The following is a 14,107-nucleotide window of genomic DNA, read 5'->3' on the forward strand; positions in this document are numbered from 1 at the left end:
TGGAATAAGTAGAAGTATTTTATCGGGATTCGGGATGAAACTTAAAGTAAATATAAGTAAATAAGGGCAAAGACTGCGGAGTTATCCCATCGAATATGGGCCCATTTAGCTGGCAATACAAGGCTTTTCGGCCAAGAATTATTGATATTTGTCTAAGTGATCAAATATCCAACGAACAGTATCTAATGGACATAAAAACGTGATCTACATCTCGTTTTATAGTGCGAACCTTGGTAATCTGAAATCCAAGGAAACAACAGAAGGTTCGAAATATGCTAAAGATTACTAGCAAGCAACTTGAAGTCACATCTCCTATTCGCGAACGTATTGAAAGCCGTTTTGAAAAACTTTCAAGGCATGATGTGCAAATGATAAATCCCCATGTAATCATTACGGAGGAGAAACCTGGTTTCAAAATTGAAGCATCGGTTGGCATCCCAAATGGAGAACTCTTCGCTCAAGCAAAACATGAAAATTTATATACTGCGATTAACGCTATGGGCCAAAAATTAGAGAAGCAGCTCAATCGCATAACACACAAACCTGAAGCTCAACGCTCCACATCACTAACACCGACTAATAATGTTATTGAAATTGACGATGAGTACGAGGAGGAAGATGCGGCATAATTTAAATCTGGTGAGTGCGAGAAACGCATCACTTTGAGAGCAATAAAGTAGAAATATTTAATCAGATCACAGTTTTTACAAAAGCTTAGTGCAATCATTTTAATGATAAAAAAAACAGTTCTTTTGACTAAATACCTACTACACTTTACAAAGTGACAGCAAGAATCGAAGTGGTGCGGATTTAAATCGTTTCAAATGTTGATTTACTTTAAATTTTGATTTACAAATATTGATTAACAGATCTTAAGTTCTAAGTAACGTTACTGGATATAACTAAGGAGCACTACTAATCTAAGCTATATAGTTTTAAGTACTAAGGTTTACTGTTAATGATTAATTTTACTTATAATTTCTACGTTTAAAAGTTCAACTTTTATTTTCAACTAGGTTCCACTTTACAATAGCAAGTTTGGAAAGGAGGCAACACAAGAGCGAACAATTTGATTTTAGAAACAATCAAGTATGTTGGCATTCACTAAAAGCAGTACTCAATTTTGACCCAATATCAGGATGACCACCAGAAACAAGCGGCATTGCTGAATACCAGAGTTAACATAAGGAGCCGAGTACAGTACAACGAGTACATTAGCAAAACCTTTAACTATCAAATTGTTTATATTCACAATGGAGGCTCAGGTAAACATAAACAAAAATCACATTTACAAAAGCTACATGAATAAAAGCGTTTATTGTAAAATGGGCCAGCACCAATGCGTGCTAAACACTGAGATAAATGAGGTAACAACTGTCACGTTTAGTTAGATGTAGAGATGTAGATTATTTATATAAAGAGAGTCATATTTACACTGATATGATAAGTTAGCGTTTTTAGCGTGAGATTTAATGTAGGTGTTTAATGTAAGTGCAATACGTTGGTTTGATTAAAAGTCATTAGTTTACTTAGTGTTATTTGTATAGTAAAAACTGTAAAACGTATAAATGTTTATTTATGTAATGTGTTAACGTTTACCATTAGTTGAGTTTTGATATTTATAGACACCTTAAATAATGTTTACTTATCAACTAAAAAGGAGGAAATCTAGACTTGACGAAAATTGTAATAACAGTAAACGAGAGCTTTTTATACGCTCCATGTATTAACATGTTAGGTTTTAAAGTAAAAAGTAATAATGGTAATAATGTAAGTAGCAACACCTAAACGCGTGACAAGGCTAAGCTGTTCTTACAGCAAAATGTACCTAGTACAACCAATGAGCCGTAAATCGTTTATTTTTAAATGTTCGTTTTGTTAGTGTTAGTTTTTAATGTTATAGCTCCATGCAAGTGTTAATTGTTAAAATATAAGTGCAAGACATGTCAACGTAAGCTCGCTGGTACTGCAAACTGCATAGTTTCAAGGTTATACGCTATGCCGCATAAAGTACTTGTTAATGTTCATTGTAAATGCAAGTCGTTATCTAGTGAGTTGTCAACGTTTTACTGTTACACGTAAATGTAAGATAAACGAATGTGTTACCTTGTCCCACACTGACCATAAGGAGGATAAACTCGCTTGACCATATACATACTTGAACCAAACCAGCGCACCCTCGGGTGCGCTTTCTTTTTAGATTACCTTTAAGAAAGTTTTGATTGACAGCTAAGCCCTAGCCCTTTAGTTTTAAGACCATGAAAATGATAACAGCAGCTTTTTTTACTTTCTTTTTTACACCCCCACTCTAGGAGGCGGATTTACTGTGTAAAAACGAAAGTAAAAATCCAAAGCCTCCCAACTGGGAGGCTTTTTTGTCTTAAACGATTGATAAAATACATGGCGGCAATTGAGGTCAGAATGCATACACCACAGCCTTTAAATCAAACCCGAGAGCAGATCACCCATCTGGATAATGAACTGCTGGCATTACTCGCAGAGCGCCGTCGCTTAAGTTTAGAAGTAGCCCGTAGCAAAGAAGTGGATGTTAGGCCCATCAGAGATACTCAAAGGGAAAAAGAACTGCTCGCTCGACTCGTGAAAGAAGGCAGAGAGAAAGGATTAGATGCCCACTATGTTGTCTCCCTTTACCAGAGCATCATTGAAGATTCAGTATTGAATCAACAAGCTTACCTTCACGGCCGCGCCAATCCAGAGACACAAAAACAACAGTATTGTATCGCTTACCTCGGTGCTAGAGGTTCATACTCTTATCTCGCAGCTACACGCTATTGCCAACGTCGCCAAGTTGAAATGCTGGACTTAGGTTGCCAAAGTTTCGATGAAATAGTGCAAGCCGTTGAGTCTGGACATGCTGATTATGGTTTCCTGCCGATTGAGAACACATCTTCAGGTTCAATCAACGAAGTCTACGACGTGCTGCAGCACACCAGTCTGTCGATTGTTGGCGAAACGACGATTGAAGTCAGCCATTGCCTACTAGGAAAAGCTGGCAGTAAATTAGCTGAGATCAAAACTGTCTATGCCCACCCTCAGCCTATTAGCCAATGCAGCAGATATTTAACTCAACACAAAGACTTGAGACTGGAATACTGCTCAAGCAGCGCAGAAGCAATGGAAAAGGTAAACCAAAGTCCAGATAACAGTGCAGCAGCGATTGGCAGCGCCGAAGGTGGTGCACTCTATCAACTTGAGTCCATAGAAGCAGGTTTAGCTAATCAGAAGATCAATCAAAGTCGCTTTATCGTTGTTGCTCGCAAAGCCGTTGCCGTACCAGAGCAGTTACCCGCTAAGACTACATTGATCATGGCAACAGGCCAAAAAGCCGGTGCTTTAGTGGAAGCCTTACTGGTTCTAAAAGCGCATCAGTTAAACATGAGCAAATTAGAGTCACGCCCGATTCCAGGGACTCCTTGGGAAGAGATGTTCTATTTGGATATCGACGCGAATATCTCCAGTGAATCTATGCAGGCGGGTTTAAAGCAACTCGAGCGGATCACCCGTTTTATCAAAGTATTAGGCTGTTATCCTTGTGAGACAGTCAAGCCCACACAGCTGAGCAACAGCCAGCTACTGATTGAGCCCAGCACCTCTAAGGATCAAGTCATCAGCGAAAATGGTACTAATGCCAGTCCAGTTCGATATAGCAAAGCCTATAAAGAGCAAGCCAGTGAAATCAACTGCGGCGCAATGACAATCGGTGCAGGGCATGTCTGTGCCATAGCCCAAATCACACTGAATAATGACATTTCACATTTAGCATTATCGGCTTTCGAGCAGCAAGTGAAGCAGCTTAAAGAAGCGGGATTCCAAGCCGTTTTGCTCAGCGCTGTTAATCAACTGACTATGGCAGAAATTACTCTCGCTAAACTACGCCAAATCCTGCATCAATATGGCCTAGTATGCATTATTGCCATAGCACAAGAAGCCGATATGCCATTAGCAGTCCAGCACGCCGATATGTTATTCCTCGCTGGCAAGCAGATGTTTAATCAAACCTTACTGACTCAAGCAGGAACCCTACCGATACCTTTAATACTTGAGCGTAACAATATGGCAAGTTTTGAAGAATTACTCACGGCAACAGAAGTCATTTTAAGCCAAGGCAATCAGCAACTGGTTCTGTGTGACTCAGGCATTAGAACCTTAAATAACGCCAATCTACCTTCACTCGATTTAGCGAGTCTGATCCAGATTAAAGCCACGAGCCATTTGCCGATTTTGATCAACCCAAGTTATGCCGTATCAGATGATGCCCTATTGGTTCAAACACAAGGAATTAAACAGCTTAAAGTGGATGGATTGATACTCAATTGTCCACTAGCTAGCAGTGATGACCATGAGTCGCTTAACTTAATAAGCGCTGTGGTACGGGAATTATATCGGGCGAACTAAAGCTTTGATCTTGAGTGATTTAATTTAAAGTGAAATGTGGTTAGTTCGAAGTGTGTTAAGGGATAAATGAGGCTTCTTTTATTCCTAATTGACTCAGACAAGCCTGCTAGCCAGTGTGATGACTAGCAGGCTTAATATTGTTTAGTATTGCAGCGCAGTGATCCTTTATGCATTTTAAGAAGAGCTAACGACATTACTCCTACGGATAAGCCCTGTCATGGTTGAGCCCTGCACTAGAATCGAAAATACGACGACGGCATAGGTCATCACTAACAACAACTCCCGCAGCTCCACACCACCAATAGCATCTATGACGATCCCCTCAGGCAAACTCATCGCCATAGCGAGGGCTAATCCTCCCCTTAAGCCACCCCAAATCAGAATCGTCTCAGCATAGGGGTTGTATGACTTAAACAATCGAAAGCCTAAATAAGGTAATAACACACTCATTGCACGCGCCAACAACACTATTGGTATAGCCACAAACATAAACCACCATAATGGCGCTTTAAAAGTGACTAACAAAAGTAATAAACCAAGCAATAGGAAGAGTAAGGCATTAAAGAAGGATTCAATCAGCGACCAAAAAGTAAATAGTTTCACTCGCTCGTTACGAGCAAAAAACTTAGGCACGCTGAAATTTCCTATGATGATCCCCGCACTCACCATAGCTAAAGGACCAGAAACACCAAGTACATCCGCCATGACATATCCCGCGGTTGGGATCAGCAGGGTAACCAGCATTAATTGCGTTTCTTCCTCGCAGTAGCGGAAAAAATGATGCAGCAGAAAACCAAGCACTCCACCGTAAATAACCCCACCTACCGCCTCACGAATAAATAACTCAGAGATATGGATAAACGTCAGTGGCTCGGTGGAGAAAGCCAATTGCGATATTGCCACAAAAATCACTAACCCTATGCCATCGTTAAATAAAGATTCTCCTTCTACTTGAATCGCAATATCTTCCGGCGCACCCATTTTCTTTAAAATAGCCAAAACAGCGATAGGATCGGTGGGCGAAATCAAGGCGCCGAACAGTAAGCAGTGGCTGAATTGTAGCGGGAGACCCAGCATAGGCGCGAACCAAAATAACAGCCCACCTATAATAAATGTCGACAATAAGGTGCTTATAAAAGCAAGGATTAGGATCTCCCACTTTTGATGCCTCAGTATTTTTAAGCGGATTTGTAATGCGCCAGCAAAGAGTAAAAAACCGAGCATGCCATTGAGCAGTAAAGCTTGAAAATCGAGTTTCTCTAAGCCAGAGACAAAATACACATAAACGTCCCCACCTAAGGCCTTTCCCCCAAGGAGCAACAACAAACTCATTCCTAGGGCAATAGCAGTAATGGCCACAGTTTCCTGCAGTTTATGGACGCGAGAGGAAATAACCGAAGTCACTAGCGCCAACGCGCAGAGGACACACAGAATTTGGTAGCTGGACATAAGAGCCTCTAAAAATCATCAATTTAGAGACTCTAGCACAAGTTTAGATTTCTAAACCATCCAATAGACTTAACCACCCTTTAATGATCCTGTGGCAAAACCAAATGATCCCAAAGAGATAAATCGAAAGACTGAGCCAAGTCAGTGGAACGCAATAGCCGAGCACTAGCAAGCCAAGAAAGGCGAGATTAGAATGCCGTTGCCAACGTAAATGCGACGCCAATAATGGATTACCATGGAATTGGCGTTGGGAAACATTAATGAACAAACTTAGCAGCACAGGAAGTAATAATAAGGGAAAACCCGACATCAAGGCGTACAACAAATGTCCCAGAGTACGGTCTTCAATTTTTGCGGCATAAGTGGTTGTCATTGTCATTGAGAGACTCCAGCCAGACTAATAGACTGGGCGCAAACATCATACGCCCTTGCCATTAACCTTACGTTCTCACTGAGATAAGCGCAACTAAGGATTAGAAATATTTCCATCCATTTAAAAATAAGTCACAAGTAAATGACGCTAATTAGCAGCACGTTAAAGTTTAAGTGTCACGTCGGATGCTAATGTTGTGGAGCAAGCGAGTACAAAACCGGCCTCAATTTCTGCAGCAGTCAGTGTCATCACGCTTGTCGATACCGTTTCTCCCTCCAAGACTTGACACTTACACGCGCCGCAAACGCCCGAACGACAGGCTGCAATAATCGGCAACCCTTCGGCCTCAATTCCCTCCAGCAGACTTTGTCCTTGATTTAGCGTCGTGCTTCGATCGCCAATAGACAAGGTAAAAGCCCCTTCAGGTAGGTTTTCACTCGTTCCATCTGACGAGTTTGCTTGCATAAGCTGACTGCGGGCAACTTTCTCGGCCGTGGCAAAACTCTCATGGTATAACCGACTCATATCAAAATTGAGTTCGACCAATAAGATTTTTACCGCTTGCATATAGGGTTCTGGCCCACAAAGGTAGATAGTACGCTCTGCAAAATCAGGTACTAAGGTTTTTAGCATCTGTGCACTTAACCGCCCGAAATCGAATGCTATCTTTGGTGAACACCCCAGTGTTTCAGTGACAGTCTCAAGTGCGTAGCTGAGCTTAAATGCATTAAAACGGTTGGCCATAGTCGCCAATGATGACTTAAAAATAATATCATTCTCTGATCGCGCACTGTGCACAAAGGCAATATCGGCATCAATTTGCGTATCAGTCAGATAACGCGACATAGAGTACATGGGGGTAATGCCGCAACCAGCACTCAAAAAAAGGTATTTCTGCGCCGTTATAGCTAACAGATTAGCATCTAACTTTTCAGTCTCTGGCTGTTTATGGCTTAGCCGAGCAATATCAAACAGATTAAATTGCCCCGCGGGCGGCAGCACTCGCACACTCTGGCCGAGTAATAGATTGTCGATAAGATAATTAGATACGAGTCCACCCGCAACACGCTTAATCGTCACCATCAAGGAATATGGCCTAGATGGCGATGATGACAAGGTATAACTGCGGCACACTTGCTCGCCATTAATCTCAAGCACAAAGGTCATAAACTGACCGGGCTTATAGTCAAACTTCATCGGCTCGCCCGCTTGAAAACGAAAACTCACGACATCCGAGGTTTCATTCCAGCGTTCGACGCACACTAATTGATTAACACTTCCGGGTTTATGGGGCGAAACCGATAATGCCCGCGCTCCCGCTATCACACTCATGTTCATAGCATTTACCCACAAAACACTGCGGCCTCAGTAAACAAGCCAAAACCGCAGTTCAGCAACAATTCTTGGTTGATTTAAGCCACGTTTAACATATTTTTTAAATCGGCTTCGACTGTCGTGGTATTACGCAAGCCAAACTTATCTTCCAAAATTTTGGCTAAATTGGCCGTCAGGAACGCAGGTGGCGTCGGGCCTGTTCGAATATTTTTAACGCCAAGTGACAACAGCGTCAGCAGTACTACAATGGCTTTTTGCTCAAACCAAGAAAGCACTAAGCTCAGAGGTAATTCATTGATATCACATTCAAACACTTCAGCTAATGCAATCGATAACTGAATCGCTGAATAGGCATCGTTACATTGGCCCACATCGAGCAAACGTGGAATACCGTTAATGTCACCAAATTCGAGCTTATTGAATTTGTACTTACCACAGCCTAGCGTCAGGATTATTGAATCCTTAGGTGTGGATTTAGCAAGTTCAGTGAAGTAGCTTCTGTCGGCTTTGTCACCATCGCAACCGCCAACAAGGAAGAAATGCTTAATCGCACCACTCTTCACATTTTCAACCACGGCGGGCGCTGCGGCCATCAAGGCATTACGGGCAAAACCAATAGTGATAGTGTGTGGGATTTCATCATAGATAAAGCCTTCTAAGGCTGACGCTTTATCAATGACAGCCGAGAAATCATCTCCTTCGATATGCACCACACCAGGCCAACCCACTATGCTGCGAGTAAAGATACGATCACTATAACTACCCACATTTGGATCGATAATACAGTTAGATGTCATCACTACAGCGCCAGGGAAATTGGCAAATTCTTGCTGTTGATTCTGCCAAGCACTGCCGTAATTTCCGACAAGATGTGCATATTTTTTAAAGGCAGGATACGCCAGTGCAGGAAGCATTTCACCGTGGGTAAACACATTGATACCCTTGCCTACCGTCTGCTCGAGAATAAGCTCTAAATCCTTCATGTCATGGCCAGAAACTAGTATGGCTTTGCCCTTAACTGACTTAGTGTTGACCACAGTTGGCTCAGGATGACCAAAGGCTTGAGTTTCACCCGCATCCAGCATTGCCATTATGCGGTAGTTCAACTGACCTATGTCCATAGCCGTAGTAAACAGCTTATCGCCATCAACACTCGGCTCACCTAAGAAAGACATAATTTCATGGAAGCGCCCTGCCACATCAGCATCAGTCTGACCCAACACGCGAGCATGCTCCATATAAGCAGCCGCGCCCTTAAGACCATATAAACACAATAACCTCAATCCCATGATGTCTTCATGAACTTCATGCTTATCTTTATTCAGCAATGCAATCGGTGCCTGCGCTAGCATTTCAATCTTACTGGTCCCCAGCACTAACTGAGCGACTTGCGGCACTTGCTCAGCAGCAATACCGGCTTGTTCACAAGCCGCTTCGTAAGAAGCTTTTAACTGAGCACGATACTTAGCCGCCTGCTGGATATAGGCCATAATGCGCTCATCATCGAAGTTGACGTTGGTGAGGGTCGCGAAAAAGGCTTTAGGCACAAAACTATCAATTTCAGCATCGATAATGCCCAGCTCGCGAGCTTTAACCGCATATACAGACACGCCTTGCAGCATGTAAATCAGCAAGTCTTGCAGATCGGACGTTGCCGCCAACTTGCCACACATACCTTGGGAATAACTACAACCATTGCCAGCGGGTGTACGAATGGTTTGCTCACACTGAATACAGAACATGGATAGACTCCTAATTTAAATTCATGCTTTATTTTTGCATGTTTAAAACTAGTCTACCTAAACGTGCCATAAGCGACAGTCATTTCTAAAGTGAGATGCTAAATGTTAGAGAAAGATCACCTTAAGCAATTACTAATAAATACAATGTGACCTGTTAAAAATCCATAAAAAAACGCCCATCAATGATGGGCGTTTTAAAGAGTAACTGTTTATTTATTAATTGGTTTTCATATCATTTACCGATTGCAGCATAATACGGCTTTCGCGTTGGAATTGAGGGGCAAAATCCCCAAACCATTTGGCGACACTTTGGAACTGCTTAATAAACTCGTTCCTGTCACCCCGTTTTAGTAGCTCTAACGCTTCACGGTAGTTATCTAAATAATCACCAATAGCATGCTGGCTCTCTTGCTGGGCAAAAATAATATCGGCGTAAAGCTCTGGGCTTTGGGCGAATAAACGCCCTACCATAGCCAATTCTAAGCGATAAATCGGCGAGCTAAATTGCAGTAAAGTATCAATATCTGCCTCTTCCTTGCACAGATTCAAACCATACACAAAGGTCGAGAAGTGGCGCATCGCCTGCACTAACTGCATTGCACTGTCGTGACGTTCGGGCTCTGCTTCGACAATCCGTGCGCCCCAAATAGCGATCTGCTCAAGCAACCATTGGTATTTCTCCGGCGAGCGGCCGTGGCACACCACCACAACTTGTTTCGCCAAACTGCCCACATCGGGACCAAACATAGGATGGAAACCGACCACAGGACCAGAATGCGCCTCAAGCATGGCTTTAACCGGCTCTGTCTTGATGGAGGTCAAATCCGCCAGAATGCAGTCGGCTGGTAATTGGGCCAGCTTTTCGCGAATAAGCTCGCAAGTAATCGCAATCGGCACTGTCACTAACACCATGCCCGCATCGGCAAATAGGCTATCTGCTTGCTGCCAATCGTCTTTATCGAGCAGATTCACTTGGTAGCCAGATAAGGTCAGCATTTGTGAAAACAATCCACCGAGTTGCCCCTTACCGCCGACAATCACCACTGAGCCAAGATCTTTTTTAACTTGCTTAAAGCCAACATCTTTTTCATTGAGATAAGACTCGCGCATCAAGCGGCGTAAAATATCTTCGATCAACTGCGGCTCGATTCCCATAGTTTTTGCTTCTTCACGGCGTTTAGCCAGCATGGCTGCTTCACGCTGAGGTGCATAAATAGGTAAACCGGCGCCGTGTTTCACCGTGCCCACTTGCGCCACGAGATCCAAGCGCTTACGCAGTAAGTGCAGTAATTGCTGATCAACACCATCAATCAGGCCGCGAAGGTGTTCTAATTCGGCCGTTGTTTTTTCATTCATACCTGAGTCCATTAAGCTGTAACTAATTTAAGCGTTAGCTACTTTAAGCATATCGAAACGCGTTGGAAGTATTGAAGATAACTTCGCAGCGCCTTCCCGTAAAATGGTTTCTGTTTTTTCCCAACTAATACAAGAATCTGTTACAGAAACACCGTAAGCTAGCTCGCTTAATGGCCTATCACAACTTTGATTGCCTTCATTTAAATGACTTTCTAGCATGACGCCAATAATCGACTTATTGCCGTTAAAAATCTGCTCGAACACATTTTCACAGACAGGCTTTTGGCGGCTGTAGTCTTTGGATGAATTGCCATGGCTGCAATCGATGATCAAACGTGCATTGAGTTTGGCTTTATGGAGCTGCGTTTCACACTCTGCCACACTCGCCGCATCATAGTTGGGCGTTGCACCACCGCGTAAAATCACATGGCCATCGGGATTGCCCGCAGTTTGCAATAATGCGACTTGGCCCTGCTGGTTTATGCCCATAAATCTGTGGCTACTGGCCGCCGATTTTAGCGCATTAATCGCTACATCGAGCTTACCATCGGTGCCATTTTTAAAGCCCACCGGCATAGAAAGACCCGATGCCATTTCCCTATGGGTTTGCGATTCAGTGGTGCGAGCGCCAATGGCAGACCAAGTGACAAGCTCAGAAATGTACTGAGGACTGATAGGATCGAGTGCTTCGGTGGCAACAGGCAGTCCTAACTCAGCCAACCAAATCATCAGCTCACGGGCCATTTTCAGGCCTTTTTCGACATCGAAGGATTCATCCATATCGGGATCGTTGATCATGCCCTTCCAACCTACCGTAGTACGTGGCTTTTCAAAGTAGACTCGCATTAAGATATAAAACTCATCACTGAGTTCATCGTGCAGAGTTTTAAGCCTTAAAGCGTATTCTTTTGCGGCGGCGATATCATGGATGGAGCAAGGGCCAGTGACAATCAATACTCGATTGTCACGCTTATGAACAATATCAGCCACGGTTTTGCGGGCATTGAGGATATAGCGATAAGCATGCTCAGAGAGTGGCAAGGCATTTTTAAGCTCTTGCGGCGTGATTAAGACTTTCTCTGAACTGATGTGTACGTTGTTAATCGTATCTTGTTGCATGCTTACCACCTAAGACTTAGTGTTTAACCCAGTTGTCGAAGCAGGACTTCAAGTCAGCTTGGGCATTCATTTCGGATATAAAATAGCGTAAATCCATCGCGATGTACTTTTGTAATGCTACACCATTACAAGCAGGCGACCACTATGCCTGTTCATTCTCTTTAGATCAAGTATAAATACTCAAAAAACAGCAACAAAAAACCGCCACTAGGGCGGTTTTCTGTGCGAACACTACGTCTTGTTTTCTGTAGCGGTAACTATTACTTAGTTGCCAGCTTCTCACGGATACGTGCAGATTTACCTGAACGATCACGCAGATAGTACAGTTTGGCGCGACGAACGCGACCACGACGCTTAACTTCAATGCTAGCGATCAGTGGGCTATGCGTTTGGAAAGCACGCTCAACACCTTCGCCATTAGAGATTTTACGTACTGTGAATGCAGAGTGCAGACCACGGTTACGCTTAGCAATTACAACGCCTTCAAAAGCCTGTAAACGCTCTTTATCGCCTTCTTTAACACGAACCTGAACGACTACTGTATCACCAGCACCAAACGCAGGTACGTCTTGTTTCATTTGCTCATCGTTGAGCATTTTAATGATGTTGTTCATAACTTACTCCGTTCTAGAATTAACTGAGCTACGACTAAGCATGCTTGTTCATTGCTTCAACGAACTGCGCTAATAGAGTCGTTTGTTCGTCAGTCAGAGCTAGATTTTGCAATAATTCTGGCCGTCTAAGTAAAGTCCTACCAAGGCTTTGCTGTAAACGCCAGAGTCTAATTTGTTCGTGGTTGCCACTTAGCAGCACTGCCGGTACGTCAAGACCATCAAGGCTTTCAGGGCGAGTGTAATGTGGACAATCCAGTAAACCGTCGGAGAAAGAATCTTGCTCCGCCGAAGCTTGTTTTCCTAGCACGCCAGGAACCAATCTCGATACTGAATCTATCAGAGTCATCGCCGGTAATTCGCCGCCCGAAAGCACGTAATCCCCTATCGACCACTCTTCATCCACTTCCGTTTGAATGATGCGTTCATCAATACCTTCGTATCGACCACAGACCAAAATCAAACGTGATGATTGAGCCAACTCAGTGACGCCTTGCTGATCCAGCTTGCGTCCTTGAGGTGACAAGTAAATCACCTTCGCACCTTCACCCGCTGCGGCTTTCGCTGCATGGATGGCATCGCGCAAGGGTTGCACCATCATCAACATTCCGGGACCACCGCCGTAAGGCCTGTCATCTACCGTATTGTGTCTATCATGGGTGAAATCACGGGGATTCCACGTGTGCAACTCGAGCAGGCCGTTTTTCACGGCTCGACCCGTAACACCAAAGTCTGTCACGGCACGGAACATCTCTGGGAACAGGGTTATTACCCCTAACCACATCTGTTGTACCTCGACTTAGAAGTCAGGATCCCAATCCACTAAAATCTGTTTACCTTGCAGATCCACCGTTTTGATGAACTGCTCAGGGACAAAGGGGATCATACGTTCCACTTTGCCGAAACTATCTTTAGCGTTGGCTTTAACGAGTAATACGTCGTTCGATCCTGTTTCCACGATCTGATCGACAATCCCCATGTTATAGCCTGTTGTATTGACCACTTCGCAACCGATGAGATCACGCCAGTAGAATTCATCTGCTGGCAAATCGTTCATCTGTTCCGGCAAAATCGCAATCTCACAATTTGTGAGCATTTGCGCTTGCTCCCGTGTTTCTACGCCATCAAGTAAGGCAACAACGGCCTTGCCTTGATAACGCCACTGGGTGACCTTTATTTCGCGCCACTCACCATTTTCTTTAATAAGCCAAGGTGAATAGTCAAAGATACCTTCAACAGAATCGGTATAGGCGGTGATTTTCAGCCAACCTTTAATGCCATGACAGGAGCCTAATTTCCCCAGTACGACTGGCTGTTGGTTACTGCTCATCAATCTATACCTTAACGCTATTAAGCTGTTGCTTTACGAGCGTCTTTGATCAGTTTTGCTACACGTTCTGTAGCAGCTGCACCGTTAGAAACCCAGTGCTCAACGCGAGCTAGGTCTAAACGTAAAGTTTCTTCTTGGCCACGGGCCAATGGGTTGAAGAAACCAACACGCTCGATGAAACGACCGTCACGAGCGTTACGGCTATCAGCAACAACGATGTTGTAAAATGGACGCTTTTTTGCGCCGCCACGAGCTAAACGAATGGTAACCATGCGTTTTCAATCCTCTAATGATTTGCTTGAAGCAAAAATAAAAACTGGAACCCCGTGTTCGCGAAGAGTCCCAGATAGAAAGCCGGAAGATTTTACCTGACTTT

The 14,107-nt window shown here is 43.7% G+C and carries 12 protein-coding genes and 1 other annotated feature; of the genes, 2 read left to right on the forward strand and 10 right to left on the reverse strand.

Going from position 1 to position 14,107, the window contains the following annotated elements; all coding sequences use genetic code 11:
* The first annotated feature begins 272 nt into the window (after window positions 1-272).
* Window positions 273-629 carry a ribosome hibernation-promoting factor, HPF/YfiA family gene (gene hpf / locus AAA952_RS01735; RefSeq protein ID WP_028760802.1) on the forward strand — a complete coding sequence of 119 codons (357 nt, stop codon included), beginning with the start codon at window positions 273-275 and terminating at the stop codon, window positions 627-629.
* 1,634 nt (window positions 630-2,263) lie between these two features.
* Window positions 2,264-2,380: a sequence feature (Phe leader region), on the forward strand.
* Window positions 2,381-2,421: 41 nt separating this feature from the next.
* Window positions 2,422-4,416 carry a chorismate mutase gene (locus AAA952_RS01740; protein WP_338253845.1) on the forward strand — a complete coding sequence of 665 codons (1,995 nt, stop codon included), beginning with the start codon at window positions 2,422-2,424 and terminating at the stop codon, window positions 4,414-4,416.
* A 174-nt stretch (window positions 4,417-4,590) separates the two neighbouring features.
* Here AAA952_RS01740 and AAA952_RS01745 read toward each other — a convergent pair whose 3' ends face one another.
* The 10 genes from AAA952_RS01745 to rpsP form a co-directional block, all read right to left on the reverse strand.
* Window positions 4,591-5,865, reverse strand: a complete 1,275-nt coding sequence (locus AAA952_RS01745) for a cation:proton antiporter (protein WP_338253847.1) — start codon at window positions 5,863-5,865, stop codon at window positions 4,591-4,593.
* A 43-nt stretch (window positions 5,866-5,908) separates the two neighbouring features.
* Window positions 5,909-6,244, reverse strand: a complete 336-nt coding sequence (locus AAA952_RS01750; protein WP_105249849.1) for a hypothetical protein — start codon at window positions 6,242-6,244, stop codon at window positions 5,909-5,911.
* A gap of 156 nt (window positions 6,245-6,400) precedes the next feature.
* Window positions 6,401-7,576, reverse strand: a complete 1,176-nt coding sequence (locus AAA952_RS01755) for a hybrid-cluster NAD(P)-dependent oxidoreductase (protein ID WP_263146081.1) — start codon at window positions 7,574-7,576, stop codon at window positions 6,401-6,403.
* A 74-nt stretch (window positions 7,577-7,650) separates the two neighbouring features.
* On the reverse strand, window positions 7,651-9,315 hold the full coding sequence (gene hcp, locus AAA952_RS01760; protein WP_338253851.1) for a hydroxylamine reductase: 1,665 nt from the start codon (window positions 9,313-9,315) through the stop codon (window positions 7,651-7,653).
* Between the two features lie 216 nt (window positions 9,316-9,531).
* On the reverse strand, window positions 9,532-10,671 hold the full coding sequence (gene tyrA, locus AAA952_RS01765; protein WP_338253854.1) for a bifunctional chorismate mutase/prephenate dehydrogenase: 1,140 nt from the start codon (window positions 10,669-10,671) through the stop codon (window positions 9,532-9,534).
* A 27-nt stretch (window positions 10,672-10,698) separates the two neighbouring features.
* Window positions 10,699-11,790: a 3-deoxy-7-phosphoheptulonate synthase gene (locus AAA952_RS01770; RefSeq protein ID WP_263146076.1), complete on the reverse strand. Its 1,092-nt coding sequence runs from the start codon at window positions 11,788-11,790 to the stop codon at window positions 10,699-10,701.
* A gap of 260 nt (window positions 11,791-12,050) precedes the next feature.
* Window positions 12,051-12,404, reverse strand: coding sequence for a 50S ribosomal protein L19 (gene rplS, locus AAA952_RS01775; RefSeq protein ID WP_006080791.1), 354 nt, complete (start codon window positions 12,402-12,404; stop codon window positions 12,051-12,053).
* 34 nt (window positions 12,405-12,438) lie between these two features.
* A complete protein-coding gene (trmD, locus tag AAA952_RS01780; RefSeq protein WP_028760810.1) occupies window positions 12,439-13,185 on the reverse strand; it encodes a tRNA (guanosine(37)-N1)-methyltransferase TrmD in 747 nt (248 codons plus the stop codon).
* Window positions 13,186-13,200: 15 nt separating this feature from the next.
* Window positions 13,201-13,731 (reverse strand): ribosome maturation factor RimM, encoded by a 531-nt coding sequence (gene rimM, locus AAA952_RS01785; protein ID WP_006080789.1) that lies wholly within the window; start codon window positions 13,729-13,731, stop codon window positions 13,201-13,203.
* Between the two features lie 20 nt (window positions 13,732-13,751).
* The gene (gene rpsP, locus AAA952_RS01790; protein ID WP_006080788.1) at window positions 13,752-14,003 is read right to left on the reverse strand and encodes a 30S ribosomal protein S16; all 252 of its coding nucleotides are present in this window, start codon (window positions 14,001-14,003) and stop codon (window positions 13,752-13,754) included.
* Window positions 14,004-14,107 lie beyond the last annotated feature (104 nt).

The sequence above is a fragment of the Shewanella sp. M-Br genome, assembly GCF_036245925.1.
Taxonomy (GTDB): Bacteria; Pseudomonadota; Gammaproteobacteria; order Enterobacterales; family Shewanellaceae; genus Shewanella; species Shewanella oncorhynchi.

Bases quoted from the DNA above. Each gene is read 5' to 3' on its own strand.
- rplS (WP_006080791.1), bottom strand. From the start codon at position 12,404: ATGAACAACATCATTAAAATGCTCAACGATGAGCAAATGAAACAAGAC.
- AAA952_RS01755 (WP_263146081.1), bottom strand. From the start codon at position 7,576: ATGAACATGAGTGTGATAGCGGGAGCGCGGGCATTATCGGTTTCGCCC.
- AAA952_RS01740 (WP_338253845.1), top strand. From the start codon at position 2,422: ATGCATACACCACAGCCTTTAAATCAAACCCGAGAGCAGATCACCCAT.
- trmD (WP_028760810.1), bottom strand. From the start codon at position 13,185: ATGTGGTTAGGGGTAATAACCCTGTTCCCAGAGATGTTCCGTGCCGTG.
- AAA952_RS01750 (WP_105249849.1), bottom strand. From the start codon at position 6,244: ATGACAATGACAACCACTTATGCCGCAAAAATTGAAGACCGTACTCTG.
- tyrA (WP_338253854.1), bottom strand. From the start codon at position 10,671: ATGAATGAAAAAACAACGGCCGAATTAGAACACCTTCGCGGCCTGATT.
- rimM (WP_006080789.1), bottom strand. From the start codon at position 13,731: ATGAGCAGTAACCAACAGCCAGTCGTACTGGGGAAATTAGGCTCCTGT.
- AAA952_RS01745 (WP_338253847.1), bottom strand. From the start codon at position 5,865: ATGTCCAGCTACCAAATTCTGTGTGTCCTCTGCGCGTTGGCGCTAGTG.
- hpf (WP_028760802.1), top strand. From the start codon at position 273: ATGCTAAAGATTACTAGCAAGCAACTTGAAGTCACATCTCCTATTCGC.
- hcp (WP_338253851.1), bottom strand. From the start codon at position 9,315: ATGTTCTGTATTCAGTGTGAGCAAACCATTCGTACACCCGCTGGCAAT.
- rpsP (WP_006080788.1), bottom strand. From the start codon at position 14,003: ATGGTTACCATTCGTTTAGCTCGTGGCGGCGCAAAAAAGCGTCCATTT.
- AAA952_RS01770 (WP_263146076.1), bottom strand. From the start codon at position 11,790: ATGCAACAAGATACGATTAACAACGTACACATCAGTTCAGAGAAAGTC.